Source organism: Micromonospora sp. NPDC023814 (genome assembly GCF_040639595.1).
GTDB lineage: Bacteria > Actinomycetota > Actinomycetes > Mycobacteriales > Micromonosporaceae > Micromonospora.
Map to the genome: position 1 here is coordinate 37,664 of NZ_JBFAAF010000001.1, position 16,827 is coordinate 54,490.

The window sequence follows — 16,827 nt, forward strand, 5'->3', positions numbered from 1 at the left end:
GTGGCGTGCCGGCGGTGTGAGCGTCGTGCCCGCCGGGTACCGTCTGGGCGATGTCTAACGCGCTGCCCCAACTCGTCGCTGACCGATACCGGCTCCTCTCGCCGCTCGGTCAGGGCGGCATGGGTCGGGTGTGGAAGGCGCGCGACGAGGTGCTGCACCGGGACGTGGCGATCAAGGAGCTGGTCCCGCCGCCCAGCCTCACGGACGACGAGCGCCGCGAGATGCGGGAGCGGTCGCTGCGCGAGGCCCGGGCCATCGCCCGGCTCAACCACATCAACGTGGTCCGCATCTTCGACGTGCTGCGCACCGACGGCGACCCGTGGATCGTCATGGAGTACGTGGCGTCGAGGTCGTTGCAGGACACGCTCGCCGAGGACGGCCCGGTGCCGCCGGCGCGCGCGGTCGAGATCGGGCTCGGCGTGCTGGGCGCGCTGAACGCGGCGCACAAGGCCGGCGTGATGCACCGCGACGTCAAGCCGGGCAACGTGCTGCTCGGCAACGACGGCCGGGTGGTGCTGACCGATTTCGGTCTCGCCACGATCCCCGGCGACCCGAACGTGACCCGAACGGGCATGGTGCTCGGTTCGCCCGCGTACATCGCGCCGGAGCGGGCCCGCGACGGCACCGCCGGGCCGGAGGCCGACCTCTGGTCGCTGGGCGCCACCCTCTACGCCGCGGTCGAGGGCAAGTCGCCGTACGCCCGCCCGTCGGCGATCGCCACCCTGGCGGCGCTCGCCACCGAGGCACCGCCGCCGCCGAAGAACGCCGGCCCGCTCAAGCCGGTGCTCAACGGCCTGCTGCGCAAGGACCCGAACGAGCGGATCACCGCCGAGGTAGCGGAGAAGCTGCTGCGCCGTGCCGGCGGCAAGCGCACGCGCACCATCCCGCTGCTCGACGGCGTACGCCGGCCGGGGCCGAACGGCCCGCGCGAGCCGCGCCCGCCGCTGGTGCCGGCGCCGCGACCGGCCGAGGACCCGGCGGCCAGGCCGGTCAGCCCGCCGGCGCCCCGCGCGCCGCAGGAGGCGGTCGCCTCCGCCGGGGTCACCGTGGCGGCCGAGACTGCGTCCGCCGCCTCGGATGTCGCGCCGACCGCCAAGGTCGGGTCGTCTACGTCCGACACCGCGCCGACGGCGAAGGTCGAGGCACCGAAGCCGGCGACCGGTGCCTCGCCGGCCGTGCCGGTGAGCCCCGCGCCGCACAGGCCGGTGAACCCCACGTCGGTGATGCCCGCGCCGGTGAGCCCGCCGTCCGGCCGCGCCACGGTGGTGCCGCCCGACGGTACGAAGCCCAACAACACCCGGCGCAACGTGCTGATCGGGGTGCTGGTGGCGCTGCTGCTGGTCGGTCTGGTGCTGGTCGTACCGATGCTGAGCAGCGGCGACGGCGACGACACCCCGCAGGCCGACCCGACCACTGCCGCCTCGCAGGCGCCGCAGACGTCGGGGCCCGCCGCGCCGCCACCGACCAGCGTCGCCCCCAGCCCGACGCCGTCCGTCACCCCCTCGGCGGCGGAACTGCCGGCCGGCTGGAAGCTGCACAAGGACCCGGCCGGGTTCGAGTTGCCGCTGCCGGCGAACTGGGTGCGCCGGAGCGTCGGAGCGGACACTGTCATCTTCGACGAGCCCGGCGGTGTCGGCGAACTGCTCGTCCAGTGGACGAGCACGCCGAAGTCGGACGCGGCCGCTGAATGGAGGCGGATCGAGCCGGCCCGCAAGGGCATCGTCGACAACTACAAGTACCTGAGCATCGAGCGCTGTGACTACTGGAAGACCTGCGCGGACTGGGAGTGGTTGGAGACCCGCGACGGCACGCGGATCCACGTCCGCAACCGGGGCTTCGTGACGGCCAAGAATCGCGGTTACGCCCTCCGGTGGGAGGTCGCCGCGGCGGACTGGCAGGCCAACCTGCCCAACTTCGACCGGATCGCGGCCGGGTTCGTGCCCGACCGCAAGGACTGATCCGCGGGATTCGCGCCGCCGCGAGGTTGATTCGCATGACCTTCCGTCGTACGGGGTATCTGACCCGCACGACGGAAGGGAGGCACGACATGGGTTACCGACGGAAGGACGCCCGGCCTCGGGTGGCACTGTGGATGCTCGTGGCCCTCGGCGACGTCGTCCTGCTGCTCGTCGGCGCCGGCCTGCCGGCACTGTTCGCGCTGCTCAGCGTCGTCACCGTCACCCTCGCCGCAGTGGTGGCCTGGCGGATCACGCGGCGTGACGGGCTCGCCCGTGACAACGCGGTGACCGTTCCGGTGGCGGCCCGAAGGAGGGTCTGACGCCCGCAGGCCCGACGGCGGGCCTGACACCGGCGCCAGTGGCGTGGCGGCAGCCGGACCAGTTGTCGACCGTACGGTGACAGCCGATCCCGCTGCCGCCAAATGCCTCCCCAGGCGAGTCAGGCTCAGGCGGTGTTGTTGGCCAGCGCGATCAGCCGGGTACGGTCACCGTTCCAGTAGTTGCGGTCGACGGGGCCGCTGATTCCGGCGACGCTGCCGCTGTCGGTGTACTGCCAGAAGCTCCAGAACGGCGCCCCGGCCGGCAGGGTGCCGGGGGAGGTGGACCAGCGGGCGATCCAGAGCGGGTGGTTCGCCCACGGGCCGGTCCAACTGCCGGTGCACGTGTTCCACCAGCTGGTGGTCGTGTAGATGACCGCGTAGCGGCCGGTGCGCGAGCGGTAGGTGTTGAGGAAGTCCTGGACCCAGCTGCGCATCCCGGACGTGCTCAGGCCGTAGCAGTACCCTCCGCTGTACGGGTTGGCCTCCAGGTCCAGCGCGGCGGGGAGGGTGCGGCTGTCGGCCGACCAGGCGCCGCCGTTGGAGGCCAGGTAGTTCGCCTGGATCGCCCCGGAGGAGATGTTCGGCCGGGCGAAGTGGTACGCCCCCCGGATCACCCCCGCGTAGTACGAGTTGGTGTAGTTGCTGTTGAAGTTCGGGTCCTTGTAGCTCGTGCCCTCGGTGGCCTTGATGAAGGCGAACTGGATCCCGGCGTTGCGCACGCTCGTCCAGTTGATGCTGCCCTGGTAGCGCGAGACGTCGATGCCGGGCGTGGTGGCCGCGGCCGCCGGGGTGCTGGTGGCGACGAGCCCCGCCGCCACGGTGGCGAGCACGGTGAGGCCGGTGGCGAGCATTCTGCGCAGCGATGGTCTGGTACGGGTCATGGATGCCTCCAAGGACGCCGATGGAATTGACGACCATCTTTGGAGATAAGCGTCCTCGATCACAAGGGGCGCTAAACAAATTTACATTGACGACTGACGTTGGGCTCAGCGGAGCGAAGCCGGGTCGACACCCCAGCGGAACGGCTGGTTCAGGGTGAGGCGCTCGCCCGCCTTGGCGACCTGGTCCTCGACGTAGTGCGCACCGTCCAGCCGGAACAGCCGCAACGAGTGGGTCTGGCCGTCCTGCTCGACCAGCAGATACCAGGGAATCCGGGCGATGGCGTAGAGCTGCATCTTGACCAGCCGGTCGGCCGCCGCGTTCCCCGGAGAGACGATCTCGCAAACGAGGACGACCTCGCCCGCCTCGACCACGGTGCCCTCGTCGTCGGTGTCGGCGACGACAACGTCCGGGATGACGATCCGGTCGACCCCGAGCCGGACGTTCACCGCCTCGAAGACCGCGAGGGCTCCGGCCGCGTCGTCGAGGCTGTTGGCCAGCAGTCTCGACACCCGCTGGTGTCGCTTGCTCGGGGCAGGGCTCACGATCAGGCTTCCGTCGAGCAGTTCGATCCGGTTCGAAGTCTCGCCCATGGCGAGGTACTCGGCCTCTGTCCACAGGCCGACGTGGGGTTCCAGGGGTGCCGCGCTCACCGGCGTCCACCTCCCGCTCCGATCGCCACCAGGTCAGCTTCACACGATACGGACCCACGAGGGCGCAGCGACACAGGTCGGGGCCGGTAGGCTGGCGCCCCATGGTGTCGATCGAGGGGCTCGGCGGTCTCTGGGACAAGCTGTTCGCGGCGCAGCCGGACCCACCGCCCCTGCTGGTGTTGCTGACCGCCGCCGTCGCGTTGGTGGTCGTGTCCACCCGGCTGCCCTGGCGGATCGCCCGAAACGCCGTCACCATCGCCCACGAGGGCGGGCACGCGCTGGTCGCGCTGCTCACCGGCCGCCGGCTGCACGGCATCCGGCTGCACTCGGACACCTCGGGGCTCACCCTCTCCGCCGGCCGGCCCGCCGGCCCGGGGATGATCCTCACCCTGCTGGCCGGTTACGTCGCCCCGCCGCTGGTCGGGCTGGCCGGCGCGTGGCTGCTCGGCGGCAACCGGATCACCCTGCTGCTCTGGGTCGCCGTGGCGCTGTTACTGGCCATGCTGGTCATGATCCGCAACGTCTTCGGCGTGCTCTCGCTGCTGGTCACCGGCGGGGTGGTGCTCGCCGTCTCCTGGTACGCCACGCCGCAGGTGCAGGCGGCGTTCGCGTACACCGGGGTGTGGTTCCTGCTGCTCGGCGGCGTGCGACCCGTGGTGGAGCTGCAACGGCTGCGCTCCCGGGGACGGATGCCCGCCTCCGACGCCGACCAGCTCGCCGGGATCACCCCGCTGCCCGCGTTCTTCTGGGTCACCGTGTTTGCCCTGGTCAACCTGGTCGCCCTCGCCGCGGGCGCGCTGCTGCTCGCCGGCCCGATCCTCGCCGAGGCCGGCATCACGCTCTGAGCGGCACCGACCCGGCACGGGGAAAGTACGGGGAGACACCACGCCTGACCAGGCCGTCCGCCGTCGCCGGGGAGGGCGCGGAAGCGCGAGCGGGCAGAATGGGCCCGAGCTCGCGGTCCGCCGCGCGCTGCGGGAGCGGGGTCCGGCCGGCGGGTTCCGGTCGGCGGAGCTGGCGAAAATGATCGGTTGAGCGGGCAACCGACGGCCCCGGCCGGCGCGTGTCCCCTGCGACCGTCACGGGGGAGGTAGCAGGGTGCCGGACGTCGACGGCTTCGACGAGTTCTACCGGGGCAGCCGGCAACGGTTGCTGGGCTTCGTCTACGTGCTCACCGGTGACCTCGCCGAGGCGCAGGACGCCGTGCAGGAGGCGTACGTGCGCGCCTGGCAGCGCTGGTCGACCGTGAGCGCGTACGAGGAGCCGGAGGCGTGGGTGCGGGTGGTGGCCAGTCGGATCGCGGTCAGCCGCTGGCGCAGCCTGCGCAGCCGCGCCCGCGCCTACCTGCGGCACGGCGCCACCGATACCGTTCCCGGCCCGGATCCCGACACCGTCGACGTGGTCGCCGCGCTGCGCCGGCTGCCCGAGGAGCAGCGCACCGCGATCGCCCTGTACTACCTGGTCGGCATGCCGGTGGCCGAGGTGGCCCGGCAGACCGACGCCCCCGTGGGCACGGTCAAGGCCCGACTCTCCCGGGGGCGCGCCGCGCTGGCCGGGCTGCTCGCCGTCTCTGATCTGAAGGAGGCCGCCGATGCGTGACGAGACGAGGTTCGTCGACCGGCTGCACCGGGACCTGCGGGACGTCCGCTGGCCGGAGCCCGCCGAGATCCGTGCCCGGGCCCGCCGGCGCAGCCGGCGTGCGGCGCTGACGGCGGCGGTCGCGGTGCTCGCCGTGATGTCCGGTTCCGCGTACGCGGCGGCCGGGCGGCCGGTGTCGCCGCCACCCCTGGTCGCCGCCATCCCGGTGTCACCGGCGAATGCCGCGCCGGCCGAGATCCCGCAGGAGGCCCTGCTCACTCCCCGGGACGTGCCCCTGAAGACGGGTGTGCAGCTCGGCGAGACCGGCATGGTCGAGCCGGTACGGGTCGACCGGGTGCTGGAGTCCTGCGGCCGCGCCCGGGGTGTGCCGACGGGGTTGCCCACGTCCCGCTATTCGAGGTCCCAGACCCTGCTCTGGGCGCCGACGGACGCCACGACACAGCACCCGATGCTCACCCAGGACGTGTACCGGGTCGACCCGGATCAGGGACGGCTGGTCTTCGGCCTTGTCGGGCTGCTGCTCAACGCCTGTGCGGAATGGCGGCTCGCCGGGTCCGCGTTCGTGGAAGGCCGCTCGGTGACGACCGTCGACACCCACCGGTGGGACACGCCGGTCAGCGGCTTCGCCGGGGACGAGTCCGTGATGGTGCGTCACGTGTCACTGGCCCCCCGCGGCCAGTTCGGCGGGAAGGTGGTGGCCGCGGCGCCGTCGGTCGAGGTCACCATGGTGGTGCGGGTCGGTGACCTGGTCACCGTGGTCGCGACCGGCCCGGGTGCCGTCGCGGACACGGTCGACGGCGTCCGTCCCGGCCGTGGCCTGAGTCACGCCGAGCTGGAAGCGTTGGGCAGGACCGCGGCGCGCCGGATGTGCGCGGCGGCGAACCCCGGCTGCTGAAGACGGAGGTTCCCGCCTCCACGAGGACGCGGGAACCTCCGGAAATGTCCTTACAACGGGATGTTGCCGTGCTTCTTCGGGGGCAGGGTCTCGCGCTTGGTACGCAGCACCCGCAGGGCGCGGACGATCTGCGTGCGGGTCTCGTGCGGCGGGATGACGCTGTCGACGTAGCCGCGCTCGGCCGCGATGTACGGGTTGGCGAGGGTGTCCTCGTACTCGGTGATCTTCTCGGCCCGTACGGCGGCCGGGTCCTCGGCGGTGGCCAGCTCCTGCCGGTAGAGGATGTTCACCGCGCCCTGCGCGCCCATCACCGCGATCTGCGCGGTCGGCCAGGCGAAGTTCAGGTCCGCGCCGAGGTGCTTGGAGCCCATCACGTCGTACGCCCCGCCGTAGGCCTTGCGGGTGATGACGGTGACCTTCGGGACGGTGGCCTCGGCGTACGCGTAGATGAGCTTCGCGCCGCGGCGGATGATGCCGTCCCACTCCTGGCCGGTGCCGGGCAGGAAGCCGGGAACGTCCACGAAGGTCAGTACCGGGATGTTGAACGCGTCGCAGGTGCGCACGAACCGGGCGGCCTTCTCCGACGCGGCGATGTCCAGGGTGCCGGCGAAGTGCATCGGCTGGTTGGCGACCACGCCGACCGGGCGCCCCTCGACCCGGCCGTAGCCGATGATCAGGTTCTGCGCGTAGAGCGGCTGGACCTCCAGGAACTCGCCGTCGTCCAGGACGTGCTCGATGACCCGGTGCATGTCGTACGGCTGGTTCGCCGAGTCGGGGATCAGCGTGTCCAGCTCCCGGTCCTCATCGCTCACGGAGAGGTCCGCGGGGGCCTCGTAGACCACCGGCTCGTCCAGGTTGTTCGACGGCAGGTACGACAGCAGCGCCTTCACGTACTCGATCGCGTCCTCCTCGTCGCTGGCGAGGTAGTGCGCGTTGCCGCTGCGGGAGTTGTGCGTACGGGCGCCGCCCAGCTCCTCCATCGCCACGTCCTCGCCGGTGACGGTCTTGATGACGTCGGGGCCGGTGATGAACATGTGCGAGGTCTGGTCGACCATCACGGTGAAGTCGGTGACCGCCGGGGAGTAGACGGCACCCCCCGCGCACGGGCCCATGATCAGGGAAATCTGCGGGATGACGCCGCTGGCCCGGACGTTGCGGAAGAAGATCTCGCCGTAGAGCCCGAGCGAGGCCACGCCCTCCTGGATGCGGGCGCCGCCGGAGTCGTTGATGCCGACGACCGGGCAGCCGATCTTCATGGCCAGGTCCATCACCTTGACGATCTTCTCGCCGAAGACCTCGCCGAGGGAGCCGCCGAAGACCGTGAAGTCCTGGGCGAACACGCAGACCTGGCGGCCGTCGATGGTGCCGTAGCCGGTGATCACGCCGTCGCCGTACGGGCGGGTCCTGTCCAGCCCGAAGTTGGTGGACCGGTGCCGGGCCAGCTCGTCCAACTCGACGAAGGAGCCCTCGTCGAGCAGCATCTCGATCCGCTCGCGGGCGGTCTTCTTGCCCCTCGCGTGCTGCTTCTCGACCGCGCGCGCCGACCCGGCGTGCACCGCCTCGTCGACCCGTCGCTCCAGGTCAGCCAGCTTGCCCGCGGTGCTGTGAATGTTGATCCCGGTCTCGGTAGTCACCCTGGGAATATAACGATGGTTCAGGCCGTCGCCCCTGTGCAGTTCGCCTCAGCCCGGCGACCGCTCGGCGACGACGCCCACGGACGCTCGCCCGACGCCCACGGACGCTCGCCCCCGGCGCCCACGGCCGCCCGCCCGGCGGCCGGCGGGTGGGCGTCGGGCGGGCCGTAGGCTGACGGGATGCCGGGCTCGCCGTACACCGATCTGGACCGTCCGCCGCTGTCGGCGGCCCGGTTGCGGCGGGCGCTGGTCGCCCCGCACGGGCCGTGGGCGCGGCTGGAGCTGCGCGTCGAGACCGGCTCGACCAACGCGGACGTCGCCGAGGCGGCCCGGGCCGGCGAGCCGGAGGGGCTGGTGGTGGTCGCGGAGCGGCAGACCGCCGGGCGCGGGCGGCGCGGCCGGGCGTGGCAGTCACCGGCGCGGGCGGGCATCGCCACCAGCGTGCTGCTCCGGCCGGGGGAGGCCGTCACCGACCGTGGCTGGCTACCGGTGCCCCAGGCGGCGTACGGCTGGCTGCCGCTGCTCGCCGGTGTGGCCCTGGTCGAGGCGGTGGCCCGGCTGGCCGAGCTGGACGCCGGCCTGAAGTGGCCCAACGACCTGCTGATCGGCGACGCGAAGTGCGCCGGGATCCTCGCCGAGGCGGTGCCGGGGGACTCGCCGGCGCAGCCGCCCGCGATCGTGCTCGGCATCGGCCTGAACGTCACGCTCCGCGCCGACGAGCTGCCGGAGAACCCGACCGGCCTGCCGCGGACCTCGCTGCAACTGGCCGGCGCGGCGGCCACCGACCGCGATCCGCTGCTGCGAGCACTGCTCCGCTCGGTCGCCGACTGGTACGGCCGCTGGCGTTCGACCGGCGGGGACGCGGTCGCCAGCGGACTGCGCGACGCCTACCTGGCCGCCTGCGCGACGATCGGCCGCCAGGTACGCGTGCTGCTGCCCGGCGGCGACGAGGTCACCGGCACCGCGACCGGCGTGGACGCCGACGGCCGACTGCTGGTCACCACCCCCACGGGCGTGCGCGCCCTGGCCGCCGGCGACGTCCTCCACCTCCGCTGACCCCCGCCCCCGCCCCCTTCCCCGCGACCTTGCACTTCTTGCCCTGGCGAACGGGGCGAAAGCCGCGAGACGGGAGCCGAAACTGCAAGATCGCGGGGGCGGGATCGCCGCGCGGCTGATGTCGCGGCGGGAGGGAGAGCGGTTACGGTCAGCGCGTCCGTTTCTGCGAGGAGGTTCCCGTGGCGTTCCCCGATGACGTGCTCACCGAGGACGAGCATGTCGTGCTGCACCTGCACCCGCACTGGAAGGCGCTGATCCGGCCGGTCGCGGTGCTCGTGCTCGCCGTCGCGGCGGTGGTGGCCGGCATGGTCCTGCTGCCGTCCGGCGGGGGCGGCTCGATCGCGCTCGCCGTGATCGGGGTGCTGGCCCTGGCGGCGGTGTTCTGGCTGGCGCTCTGGCCGTTCCTGGTCTGGCGGACCACCCACTATCTCTTCACGAACGAGCGGGTGCTGCTCCAGCACGGCGTGCTCTCCCGCGACCGGCGGGACATCCCGCTCACCCGGGTCAACGACCACGCGATGAACCAGCGGTTCGTCGAGCGTCTGCTCGGTTGCGGCACCCTGACCATCGAGTCCGCCGGCGAGCGCGGGCAGTCCGTCCTGCACGACGTGCCTGGGGTCGGCCAGGTCCAGACCAAGCTCTACGAGCTGGTCGAGGCCCACCACGACAAGCACTCCCTCGGCGACGCTGAGATGCGCGACATCCTGGCGGACATGAACGAGGGGAAGCCGCTGCGCGACCCCACCGCCTGAGCCCGGCCCCACGCCCGCCCGCCGCACGGTAACGGCGCGGCGGCGCGGGGTGTGGCGGGTCAGCGGCGCGGGGTGCGGCGGGTGCTGGCCTGGAGTTCGGCGGCCAGCTCGGCTTCCAGCTCCCGGTCGAGGGAGCTGCCGATGCCGGCGTCGAGCGGCACGGGGCGGCCCTGGAGCGGGGCGCTCTGGCCGGTCGCCGGCACGGGGCCGCGCCGTTCGGCGCCCGGTGGTGGCTGCGCCTCCTCCAGCTCGGAGATGGATTCGGCCAGCTCCGCCACCGGGTCCATCTCGGCCATCGTGTCCCACTCGTCGCGCGGGATGCTGTGCCACGTCTCCGCGGCGTGGGCCGGTGCCGGTTGGAAGACGAACGTCCGGTAGGACCAGAACCGGAACAGCGTCGCGAGCAGCACGCCGCCGGTCTTCGCCACGTTCAGGGCCAGCAGGCTGGTCATGCCCAGGCCGTACTTGGCGGCGGCGAGGACGCCCAGCTCGATGAGCAGGCCGGCTCCGTTGAAGAGGAAGAACAGGGCGTATTCGCGCCGCATCGCCGACTTCGGGCGGTCGCGGTACGTCCAGTGACGATTCATCAGATACGACGTGATGGTCGCCACGATGGTGGCGATGACCGTCGCCTTCAACTGGCCGTCGACAAAAACGGTGAGTGCCAGGGCATTGAACACCGCGTAATTGATGACGGTGTTGACGCCGCCGACGATGCCGAATTTGAGCGCCTCGTGGATGAACTTCTGCCAGCGCTCGGGCAGCAGACGGACAAGACGCATGCGGAACACCTTAGGGCAGTGGGCGGGGCCGGGAGGCTCCGGCCGGGACGAGGTGGGCGGCAGGTCACGCCCGGTGGTCTCGGTCGTGCTTCACTTCCGGAACGGCTGGGGTTCCCGCTTCCACGAAGACGAACCGTCGGTAGGACCAGAATCGGAACAGCGTCCCGAGCCCGGTGCCGACGATGAAGCTGGCGATGTTGTCGGCCAACGGGGTCTGGAAGACCTCCGGCCAGATGCTGCCCAGGCCGTAGCGGCTGATGGCCAGGCAGGCCACCGCGATCCCCAGGCCGACACCGTTGAAGAAGAAGAACAGCGCGTACTCGCGGGCCGGGTTGGAGCGCTTGCGGTGCCGCCACGTCCAGAACCGGTTGCCGATGAACGCGACGGTCGCCGCGATCACCGTCGAGACGGTCTTCGCGGTCACCTGCTCGACGCCCCGCACGCTCGTCAGGTAGTTGAAGAGCGCGAAGTCGATCAGAAAGGCGATTCCGCCCACGGTGGCGAACTTGCTCATCTCGCGGACGAGGTGGCCGAAACGCTCGACCAGTGCGTGGGCCAGACCCGGGCGGGTCTGCCGGGAGCCTGGCTCCCCGGTCATCGTCGCGGCCACGACGCCGAGCCTACCGGCTGGTTGCATCCCACACGGGTAGCAACGACGAGCGGCCCGCGCGGGTGTGCGCCTGTGGACAGAGCGTAACGAGTCGGGGTGGTCGAGCGGGGCGGTTCGCGAGTCCGTCGACGGGACGCGGCGGGTCGGTCGCCGGGGGTTTCCCAGAGGATTTGCGTGAAACTGCGCGCGAAAGCGGGTATTAGCTCGTGATGCCGCAGCGTGACCGTACCTTGTGCAGTTCTTCACAACCAGTCCCACTGACTGGCGACGCCACCCGGTTTACGCTGAGGCCAATCCCAGGTTTCCACGAAGGGCGACGCACCGCGCCGTAAGGGCGCACAGCGCCGTCAAGACTCGTGCATCCCATAGACCGGTCAGCGTCGACCACCAAGGAGATGTGTCATGGTTGCTCCGGCTACCGTTCGGGGTATCGATCAGGCCCCGACGTCCCACCCCAAACTGCTCGCCTGGGTCCGTGAGGTCGCTGAACTGACCACCCCCGACCGTGTCGTCTGGGTGGACGGGTCCGACGAGGAGTGGCGGCGCCTCACCGATGAGCTCGTCGAGGCGGGCACCCTGATCCGCCTCAACCCGGAGAAGAAGCCCAACTCGTTCTACGCGCGGACGGATCCGACGGACGTCGCCCGGGTCGAGGAGCGCACCTTCATCTGCTCCGTCGACGAGGCGGACGCCGGCCCCACCAACAACTGGATGGCGCCGGCCGAGATGAAGCAGACGATGACGGAGCTCTACCGCGGTTGCATGCGCGGGCGCACCATGTACGTCATCCCGTTCTGCATGGGCCCGGTCGAGGCCGAGAGCCCCATGTTCGGCGTCGAGATCACCGACAGCCCGTACGTGGTCGCCTCCATGCGCATCATGACCCGGATGGGCGCCAAGGTCCTCGAGGCCATGGGCGACGACGTGGACTTCGTCCACGCGCTGCACTCGATCGGCGCCCCGCTCGCCCCCGGCCAGCAGGACGTGCCGTGGCCGTGCAACGAGACGAAGTACATCTCGCACTTCCCGGAGACCCGGGAGATCTGGTCCTTCGGCTCCGGGTACGGCGGCAACTCGCTGCTGGGCAAGAAGTGCTACTCGCTGCGGATCGCCAGCGTGATGGGGCGCGACGAGGGCTGGCTCGCCGAGCACATGCTGATCCTCAAGATCACCTCGCCGGAGGGCAAGGTCTACCACATTGCCGGCGCGTTCCCGTCCGCCTGCGGCAAGACCAACCTCGCCATGCTGGAGCCGACCGTCCCGGGGTGGAAGGTCGAGACCATCGGCGACGACATCGCCTGGATGCGCTTCGGCCCCGACGGCCGCCTCTACGCCGTCAACCCCGAGTACGGCCTCTTCGGCGTCGCGCCCGGCACGGACTGGAAGACCAACGCCAACGCGATGCGGACGCTGGACCGCGGCAACTCCATCTTCACCAACGTGGCCCTGACCGACGACGGGGACATCTGGTGGGAGGGCATGGGTGAGCCGCCGGCGCACCTGATCGACTGGAAGGGCAACGACTGGACGCCGGAGAGCGACAACCTCTCCTCGCACGCGAACAGCCGGTTCTGCACCCCGATCACCCAGTGCCCGATCCTGGCCGAGGACTACTACGACCCGAACGGCGTGCCGATCGACGCGATTCTCTTCGGTGGCCGTCGCCGGGACACCATCCCGCTGGTGACCGAGGCCCGCGACTGGGTGCACGGTGTCTACATGGGCGCGACGCTCTCCTCGGAGACCACCGCCGCCGCCTCCGGCGCGGTCGGCGTCGTCCGGCGCGACCCGATGGCGATGCTGCCGTTCATCGGCTACCACGCCGGCGACTACTTCCGGCACTGGATCGAGATGGGCAAGGGCGCCGACGGCGACGAGTCCAAGCTGCCGAAGATCTACTACGTCAACTGGTTCCGCAAGGACCCGGAGGGCAACTTCCTCTGGCCCGGTTTCGGCGAGAACTCCCGCGTCCTCAAGTGGGTCGTCGAGCGGATCGAGGGGCGCGCCGAGGCGGTGGAGACCCCGATCGGCATGGTCCCGGCCCAGGACGCGCTCGACATCGAGGGCCTGGACATGACCCCGGAGGACGTCCGGATCGCGCTGAAGGTCGACCCGGAGGAGTGGCGCAACGAGCTCCCGCTGGTCACCGAGTGGTTCGAGAAGTTCGGCGACAAGCTGCCGGGCGTGCTCTGGGCCGAGCTGGACGCGCTGCGCGCCCGGCTCGACGCGGAGCCGCAGCGCTGACGACAGGTGTGATCGACGCCCGTACCGGGCATCATCGGTTCCCATGAGGACGGCCGCCGAGACCGAGGTCCGGCGGCCGTCCGCCGTCCGGGCGCTGACCACGCTGCTCGCACTGACCGCGGCGGCCACCGTCGTGGTCGAGCTGCTCAACTGGTGGTACGCCCCGGAGCAGGGCTTCGGGCTGGCCGTACGCACCGGCTGGGCCATGCTCCGCTCGCTCGGCTTCCTGTTGCTGATCGGGCACGTCCGTCGCGGCCGGACGGTGGCCCGGCCGTTCGGGCTGATCCTCGCGGTGACCACGGTGTTCGCCGTCGGGCGGCTGATCGTGCCCCGGCAGGGGGTGCCGCCGCTGCCCGGGCTGCTCGGGTTCGCCCTGCTCACCGCCCTCTGCGCGGCCGTGGTCTGGCTGCTCTACCGCTCGCCCGCGGTGTCCGGGCACCTGGTCCGCCACCGGCCCCGGCTGGTCATCGACCGTAGTGGCATCTCCTGGCGGGAGAGCCCACCCCGCCGGCCCGAGGTCAGCGGCTGGCTGCTCACCAGCCGGGTTGCCGCGTTCACCTACAGCCCGCTGATGCTGGTTCCGGCCCTGATCGCCGGCGGCGCCGTGCTGGACGACCGGCTGACCGCCGTGCCGGCAGTGCTGTTCTGGTTCGTCGCCGGCATCGTGACCAGCTACGCGGTACTGTTCTGCACCGCCTTCCTGATGCGCGGCAAGGGCTGGGCGCGCATCCTGCTGGTGGCGGTGACCGTCGTCGTGCTCGCCGTCGACCTGCCGTTGTGCTGGTGGCTGCTCGGGCTGGACGGGCTGGTCCGCGACGGCGGCCCGCTGCTGGCCGCCGCCGCCCTGACGCTCTACGGCCTGTGGCGCGCGACCCGCGCCGAGCGAACCGAGCGCGCCGAGCGAACCGAGCGCGCCGAGCGCGCCGGGTGAACCCGAGCGCGCCGGGTGAACCCGAGCCGTGCCGGGGCAGCCGAGCGCGCCGCACCGGCCTGACGGAGCGACGACTCCGGCGCGGATCACGGCTGTCGCGGGACCCCTGTCGCGCGCTGTCGAGCTGCCCCGTCCATGGGACCGCCGGAATGACGAGGCCGCACGCCCGGATCGTGCCCCGTCTGTGCGGGCAGCTCGACAGGGCCCGAGCCGTTGGTCGGTGCCGGGTCGACGACGCGCTGACGGACATGCCGGTGCGGCTTCGGCGCGCTGCGCGTGCGCGACGGCAGGATGGCCGGAGAGCCGGAAGGTCAGGAGGCCGGGAACCCGGGAAGCCGGGAGGCAGACGGACCAGCGGGGCGGTGACCGGACCCGACGGTTCGCCGGGCGCTGACGGTTCGCCGGGCACGACGAATCGCCGGACCGGTGGATCGCCGGGCAGGACGGGTTGCCGGGCCGGTGGATCGCCGGGCAGGACGGGTTGCCGGGCCGGCCGGGCCGGCCGGGGCGGCCGGGCCGGGCCGGTGCCGCCGGCCGGAGGGAGGCGACGCGGTGAGCGATGAGTTCGACGTGGTGGTGGTCGGGGCCGGTCCGGCCGGGTCGGCCGCCGCGCTCGCGGCCCGGCGGGCGGGGGCGAGCGTCCTGCTGCTGGACCGGTCCGACTTTCCCCGGGACAAGGCGTGCGGGGACGGCATCGCGGCGCACGCGCTGGACGTGCTCGCCGAGCTGGGTGTGCCCGACGCGGTGGCCGGGCACGCGCCGCTGCCGGCGTTGCGCCTGGTCGGGCCGGGTGGCGGCACGGTGGCCCGGGCGCTGCCCCGGCCGGCGTACACGGTGCCCCGGAGGGTCTTCGACGCCCGGCTGGTGGCGGCGGCGGTCGCGGCCGGCGCGCGGTTGCGCCGGCAGGCGGTGCGGCGGGTGGAGGTCCGCGCCGACCGGGTGGTGCTCGACGGGGAACTGTCCGCGCGGGTGGTGGTCGGCGCGGACGGCGCCGGGTCGGTGGTCCGGCGGGCGCTCGGGCACCGGGTGAACCCCGACCGCCACCTGGCGCTCGCCATCCGGGGGTACGCCCCGGCGCTGCCCGGCCCGCCCGAACAGCTCATCGTCACCTCGGCGCCGCGCTGGCCGGCGTACGCCTGGTCGTTCCCGATCGGCGACGGCCGGGCGAACGTCGGGTACGGGGAGGTGCTGCGGGGGGAGCCGCTGAGCCGGGCGCACCTGGTCGACCGGCTCGGCGCGCTGCTGCCCGGCACGGACCTGGCCACGGTGACCGACCTGCGGGCGCACCACCTGCCGCTGTCGACGCACCGCCCGTCGCCCGGGCGCGGCCGGGTGCTGCTCGCCGGCGACGCGCTCTCGCTGATCAATCCGTTCACGGGCGAGGGGATCTTCTACGCCCTGCTCTCCGGCGCGCTCGCCGGCGCGGCGGCCGTCGGCTCGCCCGAGCAGGCCGCCCGGCGGTACGCGGCGGCGCTGCGCCGCCGGCTCGGCGTTCACCTGCGGCACAGCTCGTTCGCGGCGTGGCTGGCCCGGCACCGGCGGGTCGTCGACGCGGCGGTGCGGGCGGCCCGCCGGGACGACCGGGTCTACCGGACGGTGGTCGAGTTGGGGCTGGGCGACGGGCGGCTCGACGCCCGCACGCTGGGCATGATCGGCATCGGTCTGTCGGCGTGGGAACGCCATCCGAGGGGGTGATCGGCGGGACAGGTCGCTACGCTGCAAGGTGATGACTCTGCGGGACCTGATCTATTCGGTGTACGAGCGTCGCCTCACGGCCAAGCTCGCGGGCAAGCCGGTGCCCCGGCACGTCGGCGTGATGTGCGACGGCAACCGCAGGTGGGCCCGGGAGATGGGCTACGTCGATCCGAACGACGGGCACCGGGTCGGCGCCGCGAAGATCAAACACGTGCTGGGCTGGTGTGACCAGGCCGGCATCGCGCACGTCACGCTCTACCTCCTGGCCACCGACAACCTGCGCCGGCCGGCCAGCGAGCTGGACCCGCTGCTGCAGATCATCGAGGACCTCGTGGTCGAGCTGGCCGAGGAGGGCAACCCCTGGCGGCTGCGCATGGTCGGCGCGCTCGACCTGCTCCCGGCGTCGACCGCCGCGGCGCTGAAGGCGGCCGAGGAGCGCACCCGCGAGCGCAGCGGCGGGGCCGAGGTCAACATCGCGGTCGGCTACGGCGGCCGGCGGGAGATCACCGACGCGGTGCGCTCGCTGCTGCTGGAGCACGCCGCCTCCGGCGGCACCATCGAGGAGCTGGCCGAGGTGCTGGACGTCGAGCACATCGCCGAGCACCTCTACACGCGGGGTCAGCCTGACCCGGACCTGGTCATCCGCACCAGCGGCGAGCAGCGGCTGTCCGGCTTCATGCTCTGGCAGTCCGCGCACTCGGAGTTCTACTTCTGTGAACTCAACTGGCCGGATTTCCGCCACATCGACTTCCTCCGCGCCCTGCGCTCCTACGCCAACCGGCAGCGCCGCTACGGGGCCTGACCTCCCGGCCCCGGCCG

The 16,827-nt window shown here is 72.2% G+C and carries 16 protein-coding genes; 11 read left to right on the top strand and 5 right to left on the bottom strand.

The window, feature by feature from the left end; genetic code table 11:
* Nucleotides 1–50: 50 nt before the first annotated feature.
* Nucleotides 51–1,958: a protein kinase gene (locus AB0G14_RS00175; protein ID WP_357692194.1), complete on the top strand. Its 1,908-nt coding sequence runs from the start codon at nt 51–53 to the stop codon at nt 1,956–1,958.
* A gap of 89 nt (nt 1,959–2,047) precedes the next feature.
* Nucleotides 2,048–2,278 (top strand): hypothetical protein, encoded by a 231-nt coding sequence (locus AB0G14_RS00180; RefSeq protein WP_357692195.1) that lies wholly within the window; start codon nt 2,048–2,050, stop codon nt 2,276–2,278.
* Between the two features lie 125 nt (nt 2,279–2,403).
* Here AB0G14_RS00180 and AB0G14_RS00185 read toward each other — a convergent pair whose 3' ends face one another.
* Entirely contained in the window at nt 2,404–3,159 is a 756-nt protein-coding gene (locus tag AB0G14_RS00185) for a GH25 family lysozyme (RefSeq protein WP_357692196.1), read from the bottom strand.
* 105 nt (nt 3,160–3,264) lie between these two features.
* Nucleotides 3,265–3,810, bottom strand: a complete 546-nt coding sequence (locus tag AB0G14_RS00190; protein WP_357692197.1) for a Uma2 family endonuclease — start codon at nt 3,808–3,810, stop codon at nt 3,265–3,267.
* Nucleotides 3,811–3,911: 101 nt separating this feature from the next.
* On the opposite strand from AB0G14_RS00190, the gene AB0G14_RS00195 reads away from it, so the two are divergent.
* The 3 genes from AB0G14_RS00195 to AB0G14_RS00205 all read left to right on the top strand — a co-directional run bounded on the left by AB0G14_RS00195 (nt 3,912) and on the right by AB0G14_RS00205 (nt 6,304).
* Entirely contained in the window at nt 3,912–4,655 is a 744-nt protein-coding gene (locus AB0G14_RS00195; RefSeq protein WP_357692198.1) for a M50 family metallopeptidase, read from the top strand.
* Between the two features lie 253 nt (nt 4,656–4,908).
* A complete protein-coding gene (locus AB0G14_RS00200; RefSeq protein WP_357458352.1) occupies nt 4,909–5,409 on the top strand; it encodes a SigE family RNA polymerase sigma factor in 501 nt (166 codons plus the stop codon).
* On the top strand, nt 5,402–6,304 hold the full coding sequence (locus tag AB0G14_RS00205) for a hypothetical protein (RefSeq protein WP_357692199.1): 903 nt from the start codon (nt 5,402–5,404) through the stop codon (nt 6,302–6,304). Before AB0G14_RS00200 ends, AB0G14_RS00205 begins: the two co-directional genes overlap by 8 nt.
* A 50-nt stretch (nt 6,305–6,354) precedes the next feature.
* Here the strand turns inward: AB0G14_RS00205 and AB0G14_RS00210 are convergent, their stop codons facing one another.
* Entirely contained in the window at nt 6,355–7,938 is a 1,584-nt protein-coding gene (locus tag AB0G14_RS00210) for an acyl-CoA carboxylase subunit beta (RefSeq protein ID WP_357692200.1), read from the bottom strand.
* Between the two features lie 180 nt (nt 7,939–8,118).
* Here AB0G14_RS00210 and AB0G14_RS00215 point away from each other — a divergent pair, with 180 nt between their 5' ends.
* A complete protein-coding gene (locus AB0G14_RS00215; protein ID WP_357692201.1) occupies nt 8,119–8,994 on the top strand; it encodes a biotin--[acetyl-CoA-carboxylase] ligase in 876 nt (291 codons plus the stop codon).
* Between the two features lie 179 nt (nt 8,995–9,173).
* The gene (locus tag AB0G14_RS00220) at nt 9,174–9,746 is read left to right on the top strand and encodes a PH domain-containing protein (protein WP_357692202.1); all 573 of its coding nucleotides are present in this window, start codon (nt 9,174–9,176) and stop codon (nt 9,744–9,746) included.
* 59 nt (nt 9,747–9,805) lie between these two features.
* Here AB0G14_RS00220 and AB0G14_RS00225 read toward each other — a convergent pair whose 3' ends face one another.
* Together AB0G14_RS00225 and AB0G14_RS00230 are read right to left on the bottom strand one after the other, a co-directional pair.
* Nucleotides 9,806–10,528 carry a GtrA family protein gene (locus tag AB0G14_RS00225; RefSeq protein ID WP_357692203.1) on the bottom strand — a complete coding sequence of 241 codons (723 nt, stop codon included), beginning with the start codon at nt 10,526–10,528 and terminating at the stop codon, nt 9,806–9,808.
* Between the two features lie 64 nt (nt 10,529–10,592).
* Nucleotides 10,593–11,126: a GtrA family protein gene (locus AB0G14_RS00230; protein WP_357692470.1), complete on the bottom strand. Its 534-nt coding sequence runs from the start codon at nt 11,124–11,126 to the stop codon at nt 10,593–10,595.
* A 414-nt stretch (nt 11,127–11,540) separates the two neighbouring features.
* Here AB0G14_RS00230 and AB0G14_RS00235 point away from each other — a divergent pair, with 414 nt between their 5' ends.
* The 4 genes from AB0G14_RS00235 to AB0G14_RS00250 all read left to right on the top strand — a co-directional run bounded on the left by AB0G14_RS00235 (nt 11,541) and on the right by AB0G14_RS00250 (nt 16,810).
* A complete protein-coding gene (locus AB0G14_RS00235) occupies nt 11,541–13,382 on the top strand; it encodes a phosphoenolpyruvate carboxykinase (GTP) (RefSeq protein WP_357692204.1) in 1,842 nt (613 codons plus the stop codon).
* A gap of 43 nt (nt 13,383–13,425) precedes the next feature.
* The gene (locus AB0G14_RS00240) at nt 13,426–14,313 is read left to right on the top strand and encodes a hypothetical protein (RefSeq protein ID WP_357692205.1); all 888 of its coding nucleotides are present in this window, start codon (nt 13,426–13,428) and stop codon (nt 14,311–14,313) included.
* A gap of 552 nt (nt 14,314–14,865) precedes the next feature.
* Complete coding sequence (locus AB0G14_RS00245; RefSeq protein ID WP_357692206.1) at nt 14,866–16,008, top strand: geranylgeranyl reductase family protein; 1,143 nt, start codon at nt 14,866–14,868, stop codon at nt 16,006–16,008.
* 31 nt (nt 16,009–16,039) lie between these two features.
* On the top strand, nt 16,040–16,810 hold the full coding sequence (locus AB0G14_RS00250; protein ID WP_350678538.1) for an isoprenyl transferase: 771 nt from the start codon (nt 16,040–16,042) through the stop codon (nt 16,808–16,810).
* Nucleotides 16,811–16,827: the final 17 nt, after the last annotated feature.